Origin of the sequence: Chitinophaga agrisoli (assembly GCF_008386695.1) — a bacterium.
In the GTDB taxonomy this organism is placed as follows: domain Bacteria; phylum Bacteroidota; class Bacteroidia; order Chitinophagales; family Chitinophagaceae; genus Chitinophaga; species Chitinophaga agrisoli.
This window is the reverse complement of the sequence record NZ_VUOC01000004.1, coordinates 1,339,527-1,359,169: the sequence shown is the minus strand read 5'-3', so window position 1 is coordinate 1,359,169 and position 19,643 is coordinate 1,339,527. Positions and strand designations below refer to the sequence as shown.

Annotated in this window: 14 protein-coding genes and 1 tRNA gene; 8 read left to right on the top strand and 7 right to left on the bottom strand. The window is 47.7% G+C overall.

The window, feature by feature from the left end; translation table 11 throughout:
* Window positions 1–5 precede the first annotated feature (5 nt).
* The 3 genes from ggt (at window position 6) to F0L74_RS24450 (ending at window position 5,565) form a co-directional block, all read left to right on the top strand.
* Window positions 6–1,718: a gamma-glutamyltransferase gene (gene ggt / locus F0L74_RS24460; protein ID WP_213087068.1), complete on the top strand. Its 1,713-nt coding sequence runs from the start codon at window positions 6–8 to the stop codon at window positions 1,716–1,718.
* A gap of 42 nt (window positions 1,719–1,760) precedes the next feature.
* Window positions 1,761–4,346, top strand: a complete 2,586-nt coding sequence (locus F0L74_RS24455; RefSeq protein ID WP_149840538.1) for a phosphocholine-specific phospholipase C — start codon at window positions 1,761–1,763, stop codon at window positions 4,344–4,346.
* 169 nt (window positions 4,347–4,515) lie between these two features.
* Window positions 4,516–5,565, top strand: a complete 1,050-nt coding sequence (locus F0L74_RS24450; RefSeq protein ID WP_149840537.1) for an HPP family protein — start codon at window positions 4,516–4,518, stop codon at window positions 5,563–5,565.
* A gap of 9 nt (window positions 5,566–5,574) precedes the next feature.
* Here the strand turns inward: F0L74_RS24450 and F0L74_RS24445 are convergent, their stop codons facing one another.
* Window positions 5,575–7,977: an ABC transporter permease gene (locus tag F0L74_RS24445; protein ID WP_149840536.1), complete on the bottom strand. Its 2,403-nt coding sequence runs from the start codon at window positions 7,975–7,977 to the stop codon at window positions 5,575–5,577.
* Window positions 7,978–8,189: 212 nt separating this feature from the next.
* Between F0L74_RS24445 and F0L74_RS24440 the strand changes: the two genes are divergently transcribed.
* Together F0L74_RS24440 and F0L74_RS24435 are read left to right on the top strand one after the other, a co-directional pair.
* Window positions 8,190–8,885, top strand: a complete 696-nt coding sequence (locus F0L74_RS24440) for an alpha/beta fold hydrolase (protein ID WP_149840535.1) — start codon at window positions 8,190–8,192, stop codon at window positions 8,883–8,885.
* A gap of 82 nt (window positions 8,886–8,967) precedes the next feature.
* On the top strand, window positions 8,968–12,039 hold the full coding sequence (locus tag F0L74_RS24435) for a beta-L-arabinofuranosidase domain-containing protein (protein ID WP_149840534.1): 3,072 nt from the start codon (window positions 8,968–8,970) through the stop codon (window positions 12,037–12,039).
* A gap of 7 nt (window positions 12,040–12,046) precedes the next feature.
* On the opposite strand, the gene F0L74_RS24430 is transcribed toward F0L74_RS24435, so the two are convergent.
* On the bottom strand, window positions 12,047–12,538 hold the full coding sequence (locus F0L74_RS24430; RefSeq protein WP_149840533.1) for a hypothetical protein: 492 nt from the start codon (window positions 12,536–12,538) through the stop codon (window positions 12,047–12,049).
* Window positions 12,539–12,850: 312 nt separating this feature from the next.
* Between F0L74_RS24430 and F0L74_RS24425 the strand changes: the two genes are divergently transcribed.
* The gene (locus F0L74_RS24425) at window positions 12,851–15,211 is read left to right on the top strand and encodes a molybdopterin oxidoreductase family protein (protein ID WP_149840532.1); all 2,361 of its coding nucleotides are present in this window, start codon (window positions 12,851–12,853) and stop codon (window positions 15,209–15,211) included.
* A 2-nt stretch (window positions 15,212–15,213) separates the two neighbouring features.
* Window positions 15,214–15,672: a molybdopterin oxidoreductase gene (locus F0L74_RS24420; protein WP_149840531.1), complete on the top strand. Its 459-nt coding sequence runs from the start codon at window positions 15,214–15,216 to the stop codon at window positions 15,670–15,672.
* Between the two features lie 67 nt (window positions 15,673–15,739).
* Here the strand turns inward: F0L74_RS24420 and F0L74_RS24415 are convergent, their stop codons facing one another.
* Window positions 15,740–16,195 (bottom strand): PA2169 family four-helix-bundle protein, encoded by a 456-nt coding sequence (locus F0L74_RS24415; protein ID WP_149840530.1) that lies wholly within the window; start codon window positions 16,193–16,195, stop codon window positions 15,740–15,742.
* Between the two features lie 460 nt (window positions 16,196–16,655).
* Window positions 16,656–17,246, bottom strand: coding sequence for a dihydrofolate reductase family protein (locus F0L74_RS24410; RefSeq protein ID WP_149840529.1), 591 nt, complete (start codon window positions 17,244–17,246; stop codon window positions 16,656–16,658).
* A gap of 130 nt (window positions 17,247–17,376) precedes the next feature.
* Between F0L74_RS24410 and F0L74_RS33375 the strand changes: the two genes are divergently transcribed.
* Complete coding sequence (locus tag F0L74_RS33375) at window positions 17,377–17,553, top strand: hypothetical protein (RefSeq protein ID WP_188316142.1); 177 nt, start codon at window positions 17,377–17,379, stop codon at window positions 17,551–17,553.
* A 95-nt stretch (window positions 17,554–17,648) separates the two neighbouring features.
* On the opposite strand, the gene F0L74_RS24405 is transcribed toward F0L74_RS33375, so the two are convergent.
* The 3 genes from F0L74_RS24405 to F0L74_RS24395 all read right to left on the bottom strand — a co-directional run bounded on the left by F0L74_RS24405 (window position 17,649) and on the right by F0L74_RS24395 (window position 19,635).
* Complete coding sequence (locus F0L74_RS24405; protein ID WP_149840528.1) at window positions 17,649–18,128, bottom strand: DUF2975 domain-containing protein; 480 nt, start codon at window positions 18,126–18,128, stop codon at window positions 17,649–17,651.
* Window positions 18,129–18,664: 536 nt separating this feature from the next.
* Window positions 18,665–18,737: transfer RNA gene (locus F0L74_RS24400), tRNA-Lys, on the bottom strand.
* Between the two features lie 88 nt (window positions 18,738–18,825).
* On the bottom strand, window positions 18,826–19,635 hold the full coding sequence (locus F0L74_RS24395) for an MBL fold metallo-hydrolase (RefSeq protein WP_149840527.1): 810 nt from the start codon (window positions 19,633–19,635) through the stop codon (window positions 18,826–18,828).
* Window positions 19,636–19,643: the final 8 nt, after the last annotated feature.

Sequence of the window (19,643 nt, the reverse complement as noted above, 5' to 3'; positions counted from 1 at the left end):
TTATAATGATGAACAGAACGGACAACCACATGCGCAAATACCTGGTAATAGCCTTGTTGCTTATTTCCGGCATTGCCAACGCACAATGGCGTTATGCCAGCGGCAATTTCTCCAGCCGCTCAGAAGCCATTGGCCAATATGGCATGGTAGCTACCAGTCAGCCCCTTGCAACACAAGTGGGTATTGAGATCTTAAAACGCGGTGGCACAGCGATGGATGCCGCTATTGCAGCTAATGCGGTACTGGGCCTGGTAGAGCCCACCGGCAACGGCATAGGCGGCGATATCTTCGCCATTGTATGGGACGAGAAAACGCAGAAGCTCTATGGCCTCAACGGCAGCGGCCATTCTCCCAAAGGAATGACGCTGGATTATCTCCTGGAAAAAGGATATACCAAAATACCCGGTTCCGGCGCGCTTTCCGTTTCCGTTCCCGGCTGCGTGGACGGATGGTACACGCTCCACAAACGTTTTGGTAAAATACCGATCAACGAACTGTTCCAGCCTGTTATCGACTACGCCACCAATGGCTACCCTGTAACAGAGGTGATCGCCTCCGCCTGGAAAGGGTATGCCCGCTCGTTACAGCGGTTCGATGGCTACAAGAAAACATATATGCCCAATGGCCAAACGCCTAAAAAGGGGCAGATCTTCCGTAACCCAGATCTGGCCAATTGCTTTAAACTGCTCCAGAAATACGGAAGGGACGCTTTCTACAAAGGCCCTATCGCGGACTCCATTGAAAAAACAGTGAAGCGCGAAGGTGGCTTTTTATCAAAAGAAGACCTTGCAGCGCACCACGCAGACTGGGTGGAGCCTGTTTCCACCAACTACCGGGGATATGATGTATGGGAGCTTGCGCCCAATACACAGGGTATTTCCGTGCTGCAGATGCTGAACATCCTGGAGCGTTATAACATCAAAGAGATGGGATTCGGTTCCGCGGAATACATGCACCTGTTTATCGAAGCAAAAAAGCTCACCTATGAAGACAGGGCACTGTACTATGCAGATCCGGAGTTTACCAAAATTCCCCTGAAAGGCCTGATCAGCAAGGAATATGCAGCGGAAAGGGCAAAGCTGATAGACCCCAACCGCGCCTCCAGCGACCTGGTAGCAGGAGACCCCGCCCGTTTTGGTAACACCATCTACATGACGGTGGCAGACCGTTACGGCAACATGGTATCCCTGATCCAGAGCAATTTCGCCGGCATGGGCTCAGGCATTGTACCGGACGGCTGCGGCTTTAGCCTGCAGAACCGCGGTTGCTCTTTCAATCTGACCAAAGGCAGGCCCAATACCTATGAGCCGGGCAAACGCCCTTTCCATACACTGATCCCCGGTTTTGTTACACGCAATGGCAAACCGCTGATGAGTTTTGGCGTAATGGGGGCTGATATGCAGCCGCTTGGCCAGGTACAGGTACTGGTAAACCTGATAGATTTTGGCATGAACCTCCAGGAAGCGGGCGATGCCGCGCGCATCAACCATACGGGCTCCGGTTCTCCCACCGGTGATGTGATGAAGGGCAAAGGCGTCGTAAGCCTGGAACCTGGCTTTTCCGTGAATGCGATTGGCGGGCTGTTGAAAAGAGGACATGTGATCGTGCATGATTATGGTGGCTACGGTGGATACCAGGCCATCATGAAAGACTCTACCAACGGCGTGTATTACGGCGCTACGGAATTCAGAAAAGATGGAACTGCTGCCGGGTACTAATACCCGGCAGTTGCCGTTATCCTCAATCTTACTCAAATCAACATGGATACAAGAAGAGAATTCGTCAAGAAGGCCGCCCTGTTATCCGGATCGGCCGCTATTTCCAATATACTGCCGGATGCTATACAGAAGGCATTTGCCATTAACCCGCCTGCAGGCAGCACCTGGAAAGATGCGGAACATGTAGTGATCCTGATGCAGGAGAACAGGTCCTTCGATCACGCTTATGGTACATTGAAAGGCGTTCGTGGCTTCGATGACCCCAGGGCCATTACACTGCCCAATAAGAATAAAGTATGGCTGCAAACGGATGAAGCAAAAGACACCTACGCGCCATTCCGCTATAACCTCAAGGACACCAGAATAACCTGGATGAGCTCTTTGCCGCATTCATGGGAAGACCAGGTGGATGCGCGTAACAACGGCCGGCACGACCGGTGGCTGGAAGTGAAGAAATCCGGCAATGCGGACTATAAAAAAATGCCGTTGGCCATGGGCTATTACACCCGGGAGGATATCCCCTTCTATTACGCGCTGGCAGATGCTTTTACCGTATGCGATCAGAATTTCTGCTCATCGCTGACCGGTACTACGCCTAACCGCCTGTACCTGTGGTCTGGTACCGTACGTGAAAAGCCTCATATCAGCGCCAAGGCCAATGTGCGGAACAGCGATGTGGACTATGGCAGATGGGTATCCTGGAAAACCTTCCCTGAAAGGCTGGAAGAAAATGGCGTTTCATGGAAAGTGTACCAGAACGAGTTAAGCCTTAATGTTGGGCTGGATAGGGAAGAAGACGCCTGGCTGGCCAATTTTACCGATAACCCACTGGAATGGTTCGAGCAATATAATGTGCGGTATACGCCCGGCTACCACCCATTCCTGGAAAGGCATCATGAAAGAGTGACCAAAGAGCTGGAAGGCCTGAATGAACAGCTTAAGAATTTCAACGGCACAGCGGAAGAAAAAGACCGGTTGGAAAAAGGTATCAAATTCCGGCAGGATACACTCGCAAAAATAGCGGGCGAAATGCCCAAATGGAATAAAGAAGCGTTTGAAAAGCTGTCGCAGCACGAAAAGAACCTCCATAACAAAGGGCTTTCTACAAACATCAATGATCCCTATTACCATGAGCTTACGCCGTATAAATACCTCGATAATGGCGTAGAACGTGAGATCAACATTCCCAAGGGCGATGTGTTGCACCAATTCAGGGCGGACGTGACAAATGGCGAGCTGCCGCAGGTATCATGGATCGTGGCGCCGGCTAGGTTCTCTGATCACCCGGGCGGCCCCTGGTATGGCGTTTGGTATTTGTCAGAGTGCATAGACATCCTGACCAAGAACCCCGAAGTATGGAAAAAGACCATTTTCATTTTGTGCTACGATGAGAACGATGGTTATTTCGATCACGTGCCGCCGTTCACAGCGCCCGATCCCCGGATGCCTGGCGCCGGAAAAACATCTGCAAGTATTGATGGCAGCGTGGAACAGGTATCCGCAGAGCAGGAGCTGGAACGGTCAAAAATGTACCCTGGTCCCGGGTTTGGAAGGGAAGGACGTACCGGCTCCATTGGCCTGGGCTTCCGGGTGCCGCTGGTGGTAGCTTCGCCCTGGTCCAGGGGCGGCGCCGTATGCTCCCAGGTATTTGATCATACCTCCATATTACAGTTCCTCGAAAAATTTGCCAGCCATAAATCCGGCAAACCTATCAAAGAAGAGAACATCAGCAACTGGCGCCGTGCAGTGTGCGGAGACCTCACTTCCATATTCAAACCATATAACAGCGAACCGCTGCCCACACCGGAGCCTGTAAAGAAGAATGATCATATAGAACTGATCACCAATGCAAAATATAAGGAGGTCTTATCCGGCTTCCGGCCGCTGTCAGAAGCGGATATAACGCAGATCAATAACGATCCGCTGATGTCCGCGCTGATGCCTCACCAGGAGAAAGGTACCCGCCCCGCGCGCCCGCTGCCTTACCAGCTGTACGTAGAGGGAAAACTGGATAGCAGCCGCAAAAAATTCGATCTTTCTTTTACGGCTTCAAAAGAGATCTTTGGTAACAATACCGCAGGTTCTCCCTTCCTGGTATATGCTACCGGCAGCTGGAAAGATATGCCCGGCCTGCAGAAAACAATGCAGGGCATGAGAACCTGGAACTACGCGGTAACGCCGGGAGACACCATTGCCGATAGCTGGTCCCTGGCAGACTTTGAGCATGAGCAGTACAAACTGGAAGTATACGGCCCCAATGGTTTTTACCGCGTATTTGCAGGCGGCGTCAACGACCCTGCGCTGCATATTGCCTGTGAGTACCAGCGCGGTCTGTTGACTAAAAAAACACTGACCGGCAATCTCCAGCTGCGCGTACGTAATGCCCACCAGCAGGATACGATGGTCGTAACGGTTACCGATAACGCTTATGGCAGCGCAACGGTCAGCAAAATATTAAAAGCCGGCGAAACCGCGGATCTCGTGGTAGACCTGGCTAAAAACCATTGCTGGTATGATTGTACCGTACGGGTAGAAGGGAACGCCACGTATGAAAGAAGATACGCCGGCCATGTGGAAACAGGTAAAGAAAGCTTTAGTGATCCACTGATCGGACGTACGGTTTCCTGATAAAACAGCTTAAATAACTAAACGGCTTAAGTGCGGTCCTTACCGGGCTTAAGCCGTTTGGCTTTTGATAGCCTGTGAACAAGTAAAAAGTGCCGTAAATGTCCTGATTAATACCATAATTACATGCATGCCCACGGTACCTTTGTCCACTAAAAATCGGATGTAAGAAATGACTAGGCTTAAATTAATTAGATACGCCCTGGCGCTTATGATGATTGGCTTAATGGTGGGCGTTTCACAATGGCTGGAGCAGCCAGAGGTTTTATTTCCTGAGATGGCCGCATTGGCCCTTGGTTTATGGGTGGCGGATAAAAGGATCTGGTTGGTCAGCAGACCTATGCTGGTGATTTTGATGACGGTCTGCGCTGTTTTTGGCGTGCTGCTGGTGCGCTATTCTCCGTTTCCCATGCTCATAAACGTTGCCATTTCCTTTGTCTTTACTTCCTTATCCCTTATCATAACACGCACCACTTTGGTGCCGGTAACATCCGCCGCCATGTTGCCATTATTATTTGGAACAGATTCGCTGGTCTACCCGCTTTCTGTTTTCATTATGTGTATTATAGTAGTTGCCGGACAATGGCTGCTGGAGAAAAGCGCGTTACGGCAGGTGATTATTTCCGGCAAAAAGGCAACACACAAGGGGCATAACCCTAAGCACTGGACTAAATTGCTCCTGTATGTGCTGCTGATAGCAGCGCTTCCGCTATATATTGGAAAGCCGCTTTTTATCGTGCCACCGTTGATAGTGATGTTTATAGAATTCAGTTCATCTGCCGCGGGTTTCCGTAACCGTCCTTTTCAGGTCTATTTGCTGGTGGTGATAGCCGCAACAGTAGGCGCCATCTTCCAGTATTACCTGCATATAGTGTTGGGTGTTTCGGAAGCATATACGGCGCTGCTACTGTCCGTATGCGTGTTCATACTTTTTGAGATTGTCGGTAAATTGTTTGTTCCCGCCAGCGCCATTGCCCTTGTTCCAATGATCATTCCGGAAAGTGAAGTGCTGGCTTATCCTTTTCAGATAGCTGTTGGCGCGGCGGTATTCCTCTTTGCTGCTATGTTCTTTTTCCAGAAATGTTACCGTTGGAAACGTGCGCACCTGGTAATTTGTTTCGTTCCCGGATTTGTCAGAGCAAAAATGGACCGGCCAAAGCGTAAAGAGAGGCAGGCAGCGCTCTTGCCACAAGTGTCTCAAAACAACATTTATCGGCCTTGATGGTATTTATCAATCTGCTTTCAAACTATTTACAGGGTTCATCATAGCCGCCCGGATAGCCTGCGAGCTAACGGTGATCAGCGCTATCACCACCGCTGCCATACCGCCGGCTACGAACACGCCCCAGTTAATATCTACCCGGTTCACGAAATTATTGAGCCAGTTGTGCATGAAATACCATACCAGCGGAGTGGCTATTATAAAAGCGATACCTATCAGCAGGATAAACTCCTTCGAAAAAAGATATACGATATGCGCCGGCGTTGCCCCCAGCACTTTGCGCACGCCTACTTCCTTTACACGCTGTACCGCCATGAACGATGCCAGACCGTACAGGCCCAGGCAGCTAAGGAAGATGGCTATGCCTGCAAAGATCTCGTACAAATGCGCCAGCTGGCGTTCCTCCTTATAATAGGCTGCTATACGCTCGTCCAGGAACTGGTATTCGAAGATCTGTTCGGGAAAGTTGTCGCTCCAGAGTTTTTCAATCGCTTTTAGGGAAGCTTTTGCATCGGCGCCGGCTGCCAGCCTTACTCCCACGCTGCCAAAACGCCGTTTTATATTGCTCATAAATACAGGCGCCACCGCCTCTTTCAGCGTACCGGCCGCAAAGTCCTTAACTACCCCTACAATCGGGCCTTTGATCCGCCCGTCCCATACATCCATATCTTTATTGAGCACATCCGCTGGTTTCAAACCTAATTTTTGCACCAGGGTTTCATTCACCAGGAATTCACGCACGGAATCTGTGCGGGTAAGGTTACGGCCTGCTACAAGTCTGATATCGTAAGTGTTGAGGAAATTATAATCCACCCAGCGTGTGACGGCGGCAAAATTAACATCCTCCGTCTGATGATCGAATTTAAAACCCGTCCACCAGTTACCATCGTTGGAAGGCGCCTCCGCGGAAAAACTCACCTCCTGGATGCCTTTAATATGTTGCAGCTGGTCCCGGAGATACGGGATCTTTGCATTGCCCGCGCTGTCATTACGGAAAGGTACATTTACAATAGCATCCCGCGTAAAACCCATAGATTGTTTGTTAAAATAATTCATTTGCTGCAGGATGATGAGCGTACCAATGATCAGTGCCTGTGCAATAACGAACTGGATAACCACCAGGCTACGCCGCAGGGAAATGCCGCCATTCCTTTTGCTGGCCGCTATCTTACTTTTCAACGCATTGATGGGATTGAATGCAGACACAACGATAGAAGGGTAGAACCCTGCCAGTAAGGTAACGGTCAGGAAGATGAGCAGCAGTATCGCGTATACATCATAGGTAGCCAGCATGCCTGGGCCCAGCGGCAGGTCCATTACCCTGCTTATGAAGGGAAGCCCGCACAGGGCCAGCAATACGGCCAGCAGGAGGGAAGTTAACACCAGCATGGCAGTTTCAGACAGGAATTGTATTTTAAGCTGCCAGCGGTTACTCCCTAATACCTTGCGCACTCCGATCTCCCGCGCGCGGTTCACCGCCTGGGCGGTGGCCAGGTTGATAAAGTTCACACAGGCAATAAGCAGGATAAATCCAGCGATCATCCACAGCATGCTTATCCGTTCCGGTGGTACCACCCGGCCAATGAAGTTCGCCGTACGTTTATCAGAATGTACGCCCGCTAAAGGCTGCAGCATATGCGTAGCCTTGTTCTTGGGATCTTTATATTTTTGGGAGAAAGCGATCAACCGTCTGTTGATCTTCGCTATATCCTGCCCCGGGCGCACCAGCACATAACAATTATGAACATCGTCTATCGTTACCCAGTCCTTTATCTCGTTTATTTTTAGCAAGGCATAAGTGGCTACCATCTCAAACTGGAACTCTGTGTTCTTAGGCGGATCATCCAGTATGCCGGTTACTGTCAGGTCAAAGTGCTGATCAAGTTTGATGACCTGCCCTATAGCCTTGTGCCAGTCTCCAAAATACTTTTCTGCGGTGGAGCGGGCCAGCACCGTGGAATTGGGATCATTGAGCGCGGTGGCTTTATTGCCTGCCAGCCATTTGTAATCAAATATGTTAAAGAATGAGGGTGGCAGGAAATATACCAGTGGTTTGAATTTCTTTTGAATATTGCCGTGGCCGTCCTCCAGTGTTACCAGGCGCTTACCCGTTTGTATAATGCCGGCTACCTGCTCAAATTCGGGGAAATCATTTGGCAACGTGGTGGGTACCGGGAAAGGGATGGCCTGTGAGTAGTTGGTCTTACCATTTTCTCCCGGCGATACCGTAAGCACCCTGTAGATCCGGTCTTTCTTCGTATGGAACATATCGAAACCTTGCTCGTACTGAATGATAACATAGATCACCAGGCACACGGTGATGCCCAGACTAAGGCCGGTGATGTTCAGAAAGGCATAGCGCTTGTTACGCCACAAGCTCCGGAAAGCAGTTTTGAGATAGTTTTTCAGCATACGGGAAGGGATTGTTACGGGGATTGTCACAAAAACAATACAATAATAGTAAAGTGTTCATTTTTAATTGCTTATTATACAGGCGACTGGGTGAAGATGTCCGCTTTTGGCGTTATCATGTCCATTTCCGGACACCCGTCCGGAAATAGCTATACAACCGTATTTTCTTAAATTGTGGAGTTAGACGGATTACTGATAGAAAAAATATACGGATGCTGACAGAAATTGAAAAGACATACATCTTCATTCCCGGAGGATGGCATGGCGGATGGGCGTTTGATCCAATAACGGAAAGATTAGGGAAGCTGGGAAAGAAATGTATTGCAATAACTTTACCGGGCCTGGAACCGGCACCTGCTGTACAAAACGGGATCATCAACCTGGATACACATATTCAATATGTAGTTGACTTTATATTAAATGCAAATATTGCCAACGTGATCTTGTGTGGTCACAGTTATGCCGGCATGGTGATGACCGGCGTTGCAGACAAGATCCCCGAAAGAATATATTCCCTTGTTTATATTGATGCATATGTTCCGGAAGATGGCGACTCCTGCTGGCGGCTTACCTCAGAGGCATATAGGCATGTTTTTGCGAGTGGCGCAGGCGCAGACGGTTTTACAGTCGCCGTTCCACCAGGGGCAGAGACCAGGAGAAGGCCCCATCCATTGGCTACGTTTATGCAAAATTTGCAATTGACCGGAGATTACCTGCGGGTCCGTAACCGGACATTTATCTATCTGAGTGGATGGGAACAAACGCCTTTTAAAAGACAATACGAAAATCTGAAAGCTGCGGAAGATTGGCATGTCGAAACCGTTCATTGCGCCCACAATATAATGAGAGAAGCGCCCGATAAATTAACGGATATCTTAATTGGGCCAAAGATCTACGGCAATAACTGAAGCTAAAACACCTGTTAATATCGTTTAATGATTGGCTAAAATCGACCTATAGAAAAACATGGATCCTCCATAGTTTTATAAAATGAATTGGTCCTACAACGTATTCTTCCGGTTTATCCTGCTTATTGCTTTTCTCGCGCAGGATATTAACATTGCCCAGGCACAAAATGGAGACCAGATCCTGGACGGGATCGGCGAAACAGGAATGATTGCCCGGTACCTGTTTAATGGAGACGCCAAAGACTGGTCCCGCAATAATCTGCATGCCAGACTGCAGGGCGCCGAAGCCAAATTTGTCAACGACAACCGGTTTGGAAAAGTTTTGTCACTCCCGGGGGATAATAGTGCTTTTGTTACAATTCCGGGAGAAACGTTAACGGACCTGGAATCACTCAGTATATCAGGATGGATCTACCTGCGCTCAGACCAACCTGGCCAGCGATTTTTTGATTTTGGAAAGGATGCCGGCAAACATTTTTTTGCGGCCCCTGTTGGCGAAAATGCGCAGGAAAAAGGCTTCGAGGCATTAATAACCGCAGGAGCAGCCAATGAGAAAGGCGCAGTCTCGCCGGCTATAGCCATCAATAAATGGGTGCATCTGGCCATAGTAATAGACGTTCCTTCAAGATCCATGATTACCTATGTGGATAGTAAACCCGTGGGGGAAGCGAAGGATCTTCCGGCGGAGTTAACAGCTGTATTTGGTCAGCAGCCGGGAGAACAATTGCTCTATATAGGAAGATCCCTGTTGCCCGGAGATCCCTATCTCAATGGCATGATCCATGACTTCCGCATTTACCGCGTTCCGCTGAGTAGCAGACAGGTGGCGGGAATTTACCGGCATGCCCAAAGAGGCGTCAATGAAGGCTCAGTAAATACCACGGGTAAAAAAGAGGATGATCTGCCCCATTTTTCTCCCACCACAGCGCAACTGTACAATACTTATTTAACCGGGGTGTCAGATGTGGAAGTGGAAACGGAAACAGGCAATTTACCACGGTTGCCGGGTTATGTCTCCGGAACTTACAGGGATGGTATAAAAGGCCCTAAAGTACGGGTGGTGTGGCCTGCCGCCATTGACAATACCGCCGTGCTTAAACCCGGGCGTTATACGATTACGGGGCATGTGGCAGGAACAGATTTTCACCCCAAAGCATTGGTCACCATAAAAGCGGCAAAAAAAACAACCACGCCCGCATTAAAGCTGGAGACCTTTGATCTGAGCCAGGTAACCCTAAATACCGATGCGTTTGGCCACGAAACAAAATTTGTGGAGAACCGCGATAAGTTCATAAATACATTAGCTACAACCGATCCCAACTCCTTTCTTTATATGTTCCGCGACGCCTTTGGCCAGCAACAACCAGCAGGCGCAAAGCCGTTGGGTGTGTGGGACAGCCGGGACACCAAATTAAGAGGGCATGCCACCGGTCACTACCTGACCGCCATCGCACAGGCATACGCCAGCACAGGGTACGACAAAGCGCTCCAGGCTAATTTCTCCGGGAAAATGGAGTATGTGGTAAATACCCTGTACGACTTATCACAACTATCCGGAAATGCCAAAGAAGCAGGCGGCACGTTTGTGTCTGACCCGGCGGCGGTGCCCACCGGTCCCGGAAAATCAGATTATGACTCAGATCTTAGTGAAACAGGCATCCGCACGGATTATTGGAACTGGGGCAAAGGATTCATCAGCGCTTATCCCCCGGACCAGTTTATCATGTTAGAAAAAGGAGCCAAATACGGAGGACAGAAGACCCAGATCTGGGCGCCCTACTATACCCTGCATAAGATCCTGGCCGGCCTGATGGATGTATATGAAGTGAGCGGTAATAAAAAAGCGCTTGCAATAGCCAGTGGCATGGGGGAGTGGGTGTATGCCCGCCTGAGCAAGGTGCCCACGGACACGCTTATCAGGATGTGGAATACCTATATTGCCGGTGAGTTTGGAGGGATGAACGAGGTTATGGCCCGTCTGTACCGGCTTACCGGTAATGCCGATTACCTGAAAACGGCACAGTTATTTGATAATATCAGGGTGTTCTTTGGCGATACGGCACATTCGAACGGGCTGGCCAAAAACGTGGATATTTTCCGTGGATTGCATGCCAATCAACATATACCCCAGATCATAGGCAGTATCGAAATGTACCGTGTTTCCAACAAGCCGGAGTATTACAAGGTGGCGGATAATTTCTGGTACAAGGCGGTCAACGATTACATGTACAGCATTGGCGGCGTTGCCGGTGCGCGTAATCCCGCCAATGCGGAATGTTTTATCAGTCAGCCGGGAACATTGTATGAGAACGGTTTCTCTTCCGGCGGACAGAACGAGACCTGCGCTACCTACAACATGCTTAAACTGACCAGCGACCTGTTCCTCTTCAATCAGCAGGCGGCGTATATGGACTATTACGAGCGTGCGTTGTACAATCATATCCTGGCCTCTGTGGCAGAGAATACTCCTGCCAATACTTATCACGTACCGCTCAGGCCAGGATCTGTTAAACAGTTCGGTAACCCGGATATGAAAGGTTTTACCTGTTGCAACGGCACCGCCATAGAAAGTAGTACTAAACTGCAGAATTCCATCTACTTTAAAAGCAAGGATGACCAGGCGCTGTATGTGAATCTATTCATCCCCTCTACGCTGGATTGGACAGCGCGTAAAGTACAGGTGATACAGACAACAAATTTCCCCAAGGACGATAGCACCCGGCTGACTATTAAGGGGAGCGGGCAGTTTGATATCAATGTGCGGGTACCTGGCTGGGCAACCAAAGGCTTCTTTGTAAAGATCAACGGTAAAGAACAGCAGCTGCAGGCTAAGCCGGGCAGTTATTTGAAAATAAGCCGCAAATGGAAAGATGGCGATGTTATAGCGCTGAAAATGCCTTTCCAGTTTCACCTGGACCCGGTTATGGATCAGCAGAACATAGCCAGCCTGTTTTACGGACCGGTATTACTGGCAGCCCAGGAGCCGGAAGCAAGAAAAGAATGGCGTAAAATAACCCTGGATGCGCAAGACCTGGGTAAATCTATTAAAGGTGACCCCGAGCAGTTGGAGTTCAAGATTGACGATGTGGTCTTTAAACCCTTTTATGAAACATACGGGCGTTACTCAGTTTACCTGGATGTAACCTTAAAATAGCTGATCGTTACGCATTAAAATCGGTCTCCCATTCTAAACGGCCCCATAAGCCGGTCATCTCCTGCACAACCTGGAATTGGTTATTCGTGAACAATACTTCCAGCTCAATGGTGAATTGGCTACGGCGTATTTTCCAGTTGGTGTCCGCCAAAACTATTACGTATTGATTGGCAGACCGGTCCTGTCGGGGGATGAGGATAACCGTAAATGTTATATCGGTAAGATTGAATTTTTTGCTCTTCTTTAGTATTCTCCGGTCAGCTTTCAATTCCTCTTTATAAAGGGCAAGATGCTCACGCAACAGCAATAATTGATGGGGATCAAGCTGAAAGAACTGAGACAGCGCATGATACTGGTTAGCAGACGGCTGCTGTTGTCCTCCATGTTCGGAATCAACCCATAATTCCATTTCGTTCTCCCAAAATGGGGGCCTGATAGGTTCATCAGGTATAAAATAACCGAAATCGTCTATTGTAAACGTGAGCTTACTGATGTCCACTTGCTATACATTTATTCATCAACAGATACATGCTTTCATAAGATGAAGGAGAACTTCCGGCAGATAAATGGCGCCCGGAAGTGCCCGGTTTAAAGATAAAGTGATTACTTCAATATCTGATGCCATTTGTACAATAGTTGAGCCTGCAAGACCCGCAACCGGGATTGTTGGTTAGCATGATTATTGCGGCAAGTCGTTGGAGTATGCGAGGCAACCTTACCACCGCCAATTCTTCGGAGCATTGACAGCAAATCTTTTTACGCGCTCAACATATCTTAGGGATCACCGTAACAGAAATAAAATTGAACGCTTATGCAGGCAAGCCGCGATAGCATCATCGATATTTGGGGTGAACGGAGCCCCTATAGAGGTGAATGGCCAGTGAGAGTAGACCAATGTACAAGTGAAGAACCTGACCATTGGGTGCAATCTGCCTGTGTCTTATGCTCCAATGGCTGCGGGATAGATATTGGGGTGAAGAATGGACGGATAGTAGGAGTTCGCGGCCGTAAAGAGGATATCGTAAATTTTGGAAGAATGGGGCCAAAAGGTTTGCATGGATGGGTGGCTAACAACAGTAAGGACAGGTTGACGAAACCTTTGATAAGAGAAAACGGTAAATTGCGGGAGGCCGGCTGGGACGAGGCAATGAACCTCATCGTACAAAGATCAAAGGAGATTATAGAAAAGCAAACAAGCCTTGGTATTGGATTTTACACTTCAGGACAACTTTTTTTAGAGGAGTATTATACGCTGGGTGTGATTGGCAAGGCTGGTTTGGGCACTCCGCACATGGACGGAAATACGAGGCTTTGTACAGCTACTTCTGCTGCTGCATTGAAAGCGTCTTTTGGATCTGATGGTCAACCTGGTTCCTATTCAGACATTGATACAACTGACTGTGTCCTGCATTTTGGCCATAATATAGCATCACAACAGACAGTCTTGTGGATGCGGATTTTAGACAGACTTGCAGGCCCTAACCCGCCGAAGGTGGTTGTTATAGACCCAAGGGAAACATATACTGCTCAAAAGGCAACGGTACATTTAGCGCCCAAACCTGGAACGAATATCCCGGTAATGAATGGGTTGCTTCATTTGATCATAACGGCTGGGCACATCAACAGGGCATATATAGATGCACATACCGTTGGTTTTGAAGAGTTGGAAAAAATTGTTACTGAATGGCCACCTGAAAGAGTGGAAAAACTAAGCGGTGTGCCTGCAGCTAAATTGCGGGAAGCGGCCCGCATATTAGGTACAACCAGATCGCTGGTCTCTACTGTTTTGCAGGGAGTCTATCAATCAATGCAGGCAACAGCAGCCGCCGTTCAAATAAACAATCTGCACCTGGTACGTGGACTTATTGGAAGTGACGGTTGTGGTATCTATCAAATGAACGGACAGCCAACCGCACAGAATACGAGAGAATGTGGAGCAGATGGTGATTTACCGGCATTTAGAAATTGGAGTAATAAAGAGCATGTACAACAACTTGCCGGTTTGTGGAACGTTGAATTGCATAAGATCCCTCATTGGTCTCCTCCGACACACGCAATGCAGATCTGGCGATTTGCCGAAGCTGGTTCCATAAAGATGCTTTGGATAAGTGGTACAAACCCTGCGGTATCTATGCCGGAACTGTCACGCATACGGGAAATTTTGCAGAAGGAGGATTTGTTTGTAGTGGCGCAGGATGCATTCATGACTGAAACAACGAAATTTGCAGATGTTGTGCTTCCTGCGGCAATATGGGGAGAAAAAACAGGCTGTTATACCAATGTAGACAGAACAGTGCACATTTCACACAAGGCAGTTGAACCACCAGGAGAAGCGAGATCAGACTTTGATATTTTTATTGATTACAGCCGTAGAATGGGTTTTAAGGATAAAGATGGCGCTGATCTGATAAAATGGAATACGCCTGAAGAAGCTTTTGAAGCATGGAAGGAATGTACCAGGGGCAGACCTTGCGATTATACGGGAATGAGCTATTCGAAACTTACCGGTGGATCGGGCATTCAGTGGCCTTGCAATGAAAAGTTCCCCGAGGGTTCACATCATCTTTATACAGACGGTGTATTCAACACCGCGGCTGATTACTGCGAAACTTATGGGCATGATTTAGATACAGGTGCTGCAGTTACACAAGAAGAATATAAAGCTATAGATCCAAACGGGAAAGCGTTTCTGAAGGGATCAGATTATATTCCACCTCACGAAGCCCCTGATGAGGAATATCCTCTATGGTTAACTACGGGTAGACTCGTTTATCATTTTCATACCAGGACAAAGACAGGGCGGTCTAAAGAGCTGCATGAGGCTGCCCCTGACGGATATGTACAAATTTCAGAAGAGGACGCGGCAAAGTATAACATTGCAGAGGGCGATATGATAGAAGTCGCATCCCGGCGGGGAAAGATAGTTGAACCTGCAAAGATCGGGGGCATCGGACCAGGGATTGTGTTTGTACCTTTCCATTATGGCTATTGGGATAACGAAGAGCGTCCACGCGCAGCAAATGAATTGACAATTACGGAGTGGGATGCCGTGAGTAAGCAACCCCATTTTAAATATGCAGCTGTAAAAATAAGTAAAACAGGCGGGATACTTGATAAGATAGGCGAAGCAATCGAAACCATTAAAGAAAAATTTAAACCAGGGGAGACATAACAATGCATATCGGAAAGTACATTAGCTTAGTTCATAGAACAGAAATTGATCTCGTAAAAGCATTCAGGCTGGTGGCGGATGCACATAGAGATGAGGTGGACGTTTATCAGATCTGCATGCTGTTGTCGTCATGGTCTCAAAGTCTTTCTGATGATGTTCAGATTTTTGCAGAGAAATATGGCGAAGAAAATGATGATGAACCCGACAGGCTAACGCAGACCTTATTAAAGAAAGCACGCAAAGGTGGAATGGCGCTTTTAAGAGACCTTCACGACTTGTATTTAATAGTAAGTGAGGCGGAGGTTTGCTGTGCTATATTGCAACAGGGAGCTGCAGGTTTGCGGGATGATGCGCTGATGTTAACCTGCGAAGAAATAGAACGGCAATCAAAAAGGCAGCTGTCCTGGATTTACACAAGGATGAGATCAGCTGCCCCGCAAACATTGATAGCAGCCGGATAACGGATAGCTGCTGCCGGGGGTAGAAAAAAGAGGCCACCCGGGGGCAGCCTCTCAATATTTATACAACTTATCGGCTTTGTTGGTCCCTTAATGCCTTTACTTCATCGTGTGCCTGTTTAAGTTCCTGTCGTTGGGATTCGACCAGGTCCCTGATATACTGAGGCAGATCGTCTTCCAGCGCCGATGCGTAAGCCTTCTGGGCTGCGTCCTCGCCATACTCAGCACTATCCAATACTGTTTTTTCATCTCGGCCGGAAAACGCTGCTTTGATATCCATCCAGGCGCGATACAGCTTACCGCTTGTGGTCGTGCCCGATTCCATCGTACCGCGAAGTGCCTGCACCTCAGTTCCCAATGCGAGTTTCAGCTGCCTGCTCTGATCTATATATTTTAAGAAATAGCTCTTTAAATTCGCATCGTTTTCATTGAGCTCTTCCAATGATTTCTCGTAGCCTACAATCCTGTCATTATTGATCTCAATCAGGTCATTTAGCACCTCGATCGTATTATCTGTAGTCACCATAATTTTGTCTTTTTTGCTGTTAATAATGCTGTAACTAACACAAAGGCCGCGCCAAAGCAATACCACGTCTTGGCCGAGCCCGCCATATAAGCAGCTAAAAGCAGATCTTTAGTCAGCTGCGAAGGGGATTTCTCCGCCCTGACCACAGGTTTGAAGATTTAGTACATACAGAAGTCGTTCGCCAATTTTTCAATTTGATCCTATACAGGTTGTAAATGGGGGAGAATTTCCTTAATAGAGAATTTTGCTCCACAAATAAACTCGTCAGCCGCCTCCCAGTAAACCGTAATTTCATCAACATTTACTATATATCCATGTGTAAATGCCGCCCGGCCAAAAAGCCAATAAGTTCATAATTAGCAGTTAGGGTCGTCTGTTCCTGCCAATACAACAGACGGATCTGGAGGTTGGCTCCATGATATTGAGCTAGGCCGTCTGTTTAATGCCAGATAGTATGAACCTACACGTGGTAAGTTTTGGCTATAATTCCCTTTGGAAAAGCCTTTACCTCTGCCAGCTTCAGGTACAGCGGTATTTTTAAACCGGTGAAGATGGGCTGCCCCGAGCCTAATACTATCGGATGAATGGCCAGATGGTATTCGTCAATAAGGCCTGTTGCTATCAGGTTTTGCATAAATCCCGCGCCGCCAAGTGCTAAGATCGGCTTCCCTGGCTGGGCTTTAAGTTCCCTGATCTCTTCAGCAAGATCGCCGTCGAAGACCTGCGTTTCGGCCCAGGAGGCCACGGCAGGCGACTGGTTACCGATAATGCTTTGCAGCGCATCAATGGGTTTAAATCCATTCTTTGTAAAAACGGCCTTGGGGATCTCGTTCATCGGCGCGGCAAATGGCCCGGGCGCAGTGGGCCAGTAAGTGGCCATCGTCTCAAACGATTTCCTGCCCATAATGATCAACCCTGCCTGGTGGATTTCGCCCACCTTCCAGGCCAGCGACTCTTCATCCCCGGTCTTGAATACCCAATCTTTTTCGCCCTCAGCGCCGGCTACGAAACCGTCAAGTGAGACGGACATATTCATGATTAACTTTCGCATAATTAACGGATTTGTTTTACAAATGTACAGCGCATCATCTCAGGCCGTGGGGGGCAGCAACGACAATCTAAAGGGGCGATTACGACTTAATAGAAAGTTATTATCCCCCAGGATCTCGCTAAATATATGTATGCATTATGAATTGATATTGAGTAGCGGCCCATTGGATGAATATGGGGTCGAATATCACATCGCCAGGTCCATTCATGATAATAGGATCGTGGTTTCTGATACATTTAAAAAGCTGATGGAGGCGAATAATATCAACTCATTAGGTTATGAAAGCGAGTTTGTGATGGAATGGTAATGCTGAGAAATCCGGGAACCGGATTAAGTTTTCATCAACCTGCCAGAGAGTGTTACAGCATAAATAGATCAGCAGTTTACAATGATTGGCATCGCTTAAATTGTCAGGTCATTTTCAGATTTCATGTCGATGGCATTCTGCAATATTTTTTCAAATATTGCTGCAGCGGTTGCAACTACGATAGAAACAAGCGTTGTTACGATACAAATGGCGAGAAAACCAGCCGGATCGTCGTCTTTACTATGGAATATCTTTATGTATAGCCCTGCTGCCACGATTAAAATACCTAATACAATTGCACAGTACTTTATACTCTTCAATGTCCCAACGGAGTTTGATGAGAATGCCTTATTTCGACCGATGTTTCCAAGCAATTTAAACGCCTTATATAGTGCAACAAAAAAAGCGATTGATGCTGCATATCCATACAAGATGAACGGGTCAGCGTAAATGCTGAACAGGTCTAATTGTGCGGCTCTTCCTTCGGTTAACGGAAACCGGATTAAAATGGCAAGCGCCACAATGCCGATAAGCACAATAACTCCCTGAAGAAAGATGGTTGAAATTCTTTTCATGATCATTTTTGGATTTAGACGCAATCCAAATGTAGTAAATATTTATCGATAAACAATAAATATTTACTGTTTATGGGGATATTTATTGTTTATCGGTCTATAGACTGTTATGGGCATGCCTTAGTAAAGAATAATTTCTTGATGGTTGTATGATCAAATTCTACACTGTCGGAGTTTAAGATCTTGAAGGAATAGGTTGATACTTTTCCAATTTCTCAACGGTCAATTTAGATCCGCAGTAGATGCAGTAGAAATTATTTAGCCGATCCTGGAGATAGGCCGGATCCATGTGGTCTTTATAGCTAACGCTCATTGGAAATGTTTGCCTACTTCCCTTGACTTACTTTCATCAATAAGGTGTGTTAAGGTTAGCAATTTTGGGTTGGTATAATTTAACTCAGTTTTTCAGTGCTTTAACTCCAATGATGATAAGCGTTTCCGGGAAAAAAGGTTACACAAATTCAGGGTGGGGCTGTGTAACCTAAAACACAAAAGCCGCATAAATCTTGCGATCTATACGGCCTTCTTCTTTTCTGTGATCCCGCTGGGACTCGAACCCAGGACCCATACATTAAAAGTGTATTGCTCTACCAACTGAGCTACGGAATCATTCCCTTTTTTCGTATTCGGGAGTGCAAAGATAGTAATTAATCTTTTTCTTCCAAATATAATTCTCAACTTATTGAAACTTCATTCATTAAAACAATGCCGTCTGCACTACCCGTACCGTCTTCACGCCACCCACCGCATACACGGCCGTCTCCGCATACCGTGATGCCACTACGATCTCCGTACCTTTCGCATGCGCATTGAACATCGCTTCCACCAGCTCCGGATTATTATTCTCCTGTGAAAGATGCGCCAATAATAAATGGCTCATAAACGCCGGCCGGTGCGATGTAAACAGCTCTAATGCCTGTTTATTTGAGAGGTGTCCCTGTCCGCCGCGGATCCGTTTCTTCAGCACGTAAGGATACCGCCCTTGTTCCAGCATCTGCTCATCATAGTTAGCCTCCAGGAAAGCCGCATGGCATTGTTGAAAATGGCGGACCACATGTTCGCAGGGCGCGCCAATATCGGTGAATACGCCAATATTAATACCGCCACTGGTGATGATAAAGCTATGCGGTTCAGAAGCATCGTGAAATTTTGGAAATGCGGTCACGGTCAGCGCGCCGATCTCCACCGGCGTATAGGCGCTGAAGGAAACCACCTGTTGTGCATGTAAATGTAATTGCAGGCCGCCGCTCACCATAGTGGCCTGGGTAATGTATACCGGCAGTTTGTATTTTTTAGCCAGGATGGGTATGCCCCTGATATGATCGCTATGTTCGTGGGAAACAAAAATGGCTTTTACCTTTTGCATGGATAAGCCCAACCGCTTCATACGTTTCTCTGTTTCCCGGCAGGAGATCCCTGCGTCTACCAGCACTGCTTCCTGGTCGTTGCCAATATAATAGCAATTCCCGTTGCTGCCTGAGTTGAGTGATGTAATGAATAATGCCATGACACTGC

Bases quoted from the DNA above. Each gene is read 5' to 3' on its own strand.
- ggt (WP_213087068.1), top strand. From the start codon at position 6: ATGATGAACAGAACGGACAACCACATGCGCAAATACCTGGTAATAGCC.
- F0L74_RS24455 (WP_149840538.1), top strand. From the start codon at position 1,761: ATGGATACAAGAAGAGAATTCGTCAAGAAGGCCGCCCTGTTATCCGGA.
- F0L74_RS24450 (WP_149840537.1), top strand. From the start codon at position 4,516: ATGACTAGGCTTAAATTAATTAGATACGCCCTGGCGCTTATGATGATT.
- F0L74_RS24445 (WP_149840536.1), bottom strand. From the start codon at position 7,977: ATGCTGAAAAACTATCTCAAAACTGCTTTCCGGAGCTTGTGGCGTAAC.
- F0L74_RS24440 (WP_149840535.1), top strand. From the start codon at position 8,190: ATGCTGACAGAAATTGAAAAGACATACATCTTCATTCCCGGAGGATGG.
- F0L74_RS24435 (WP_149840534.1), top strand. From the start codon at position 8,968: ATGAATTGGTCCTACAACGTATTCTTCCGGTTTATCCTGCTTATTGCT.
- F0L74_RS24425 (WP_149840532.1), top strand. From the start codon at position 12,851: ATGCAGGCAAGCCGCGATAGCATCATCGATATTTGGGGTGAACGGAGC.
- F0L74_RS24420 (WP_149840531.1), top strand. From the start codon at position 15,214: ATGCATATCGGAAAGTACATTAGCTTAGTTCATAGAACAGAAATTGAT.
- F0L74_RS24415 (WP_149840530.1), bottom strand. From the start codon at position 16,195: ATGGTGACTACAGATAATACGATCGAGGTGCTAAATGACCTGATTGAG.
- F0L74_RS24410 (WP_149840529.1), bottom strand. From the start codon at position 17,246: ATGCGAAAGTTAATCATGAATATGTCCGTCTCACTTGACGGTTTCGTA.
- F0L74_RS33375 (WP_188316142.1), top strand. From the start codon at position 17,377: ATGCATTATGAATTGATATTGAGTAGCGGCCCATTGGATGAATATGGG.
- F0L74_RS24405 (WP_149840528.1), bottom strand. From the start codon at position 18,128: ATGAAAAGAATTTCAACCATCTTTCTTCAGGGAGTTATTGTGCTTATC.
- F0L74_RS24395 (WP_149840527.1), bottom strand. From the start codon at position 19,635: ATGGCATTATTCATTACATCACTCAACTCAGGCAGCAACGGGAATTGC.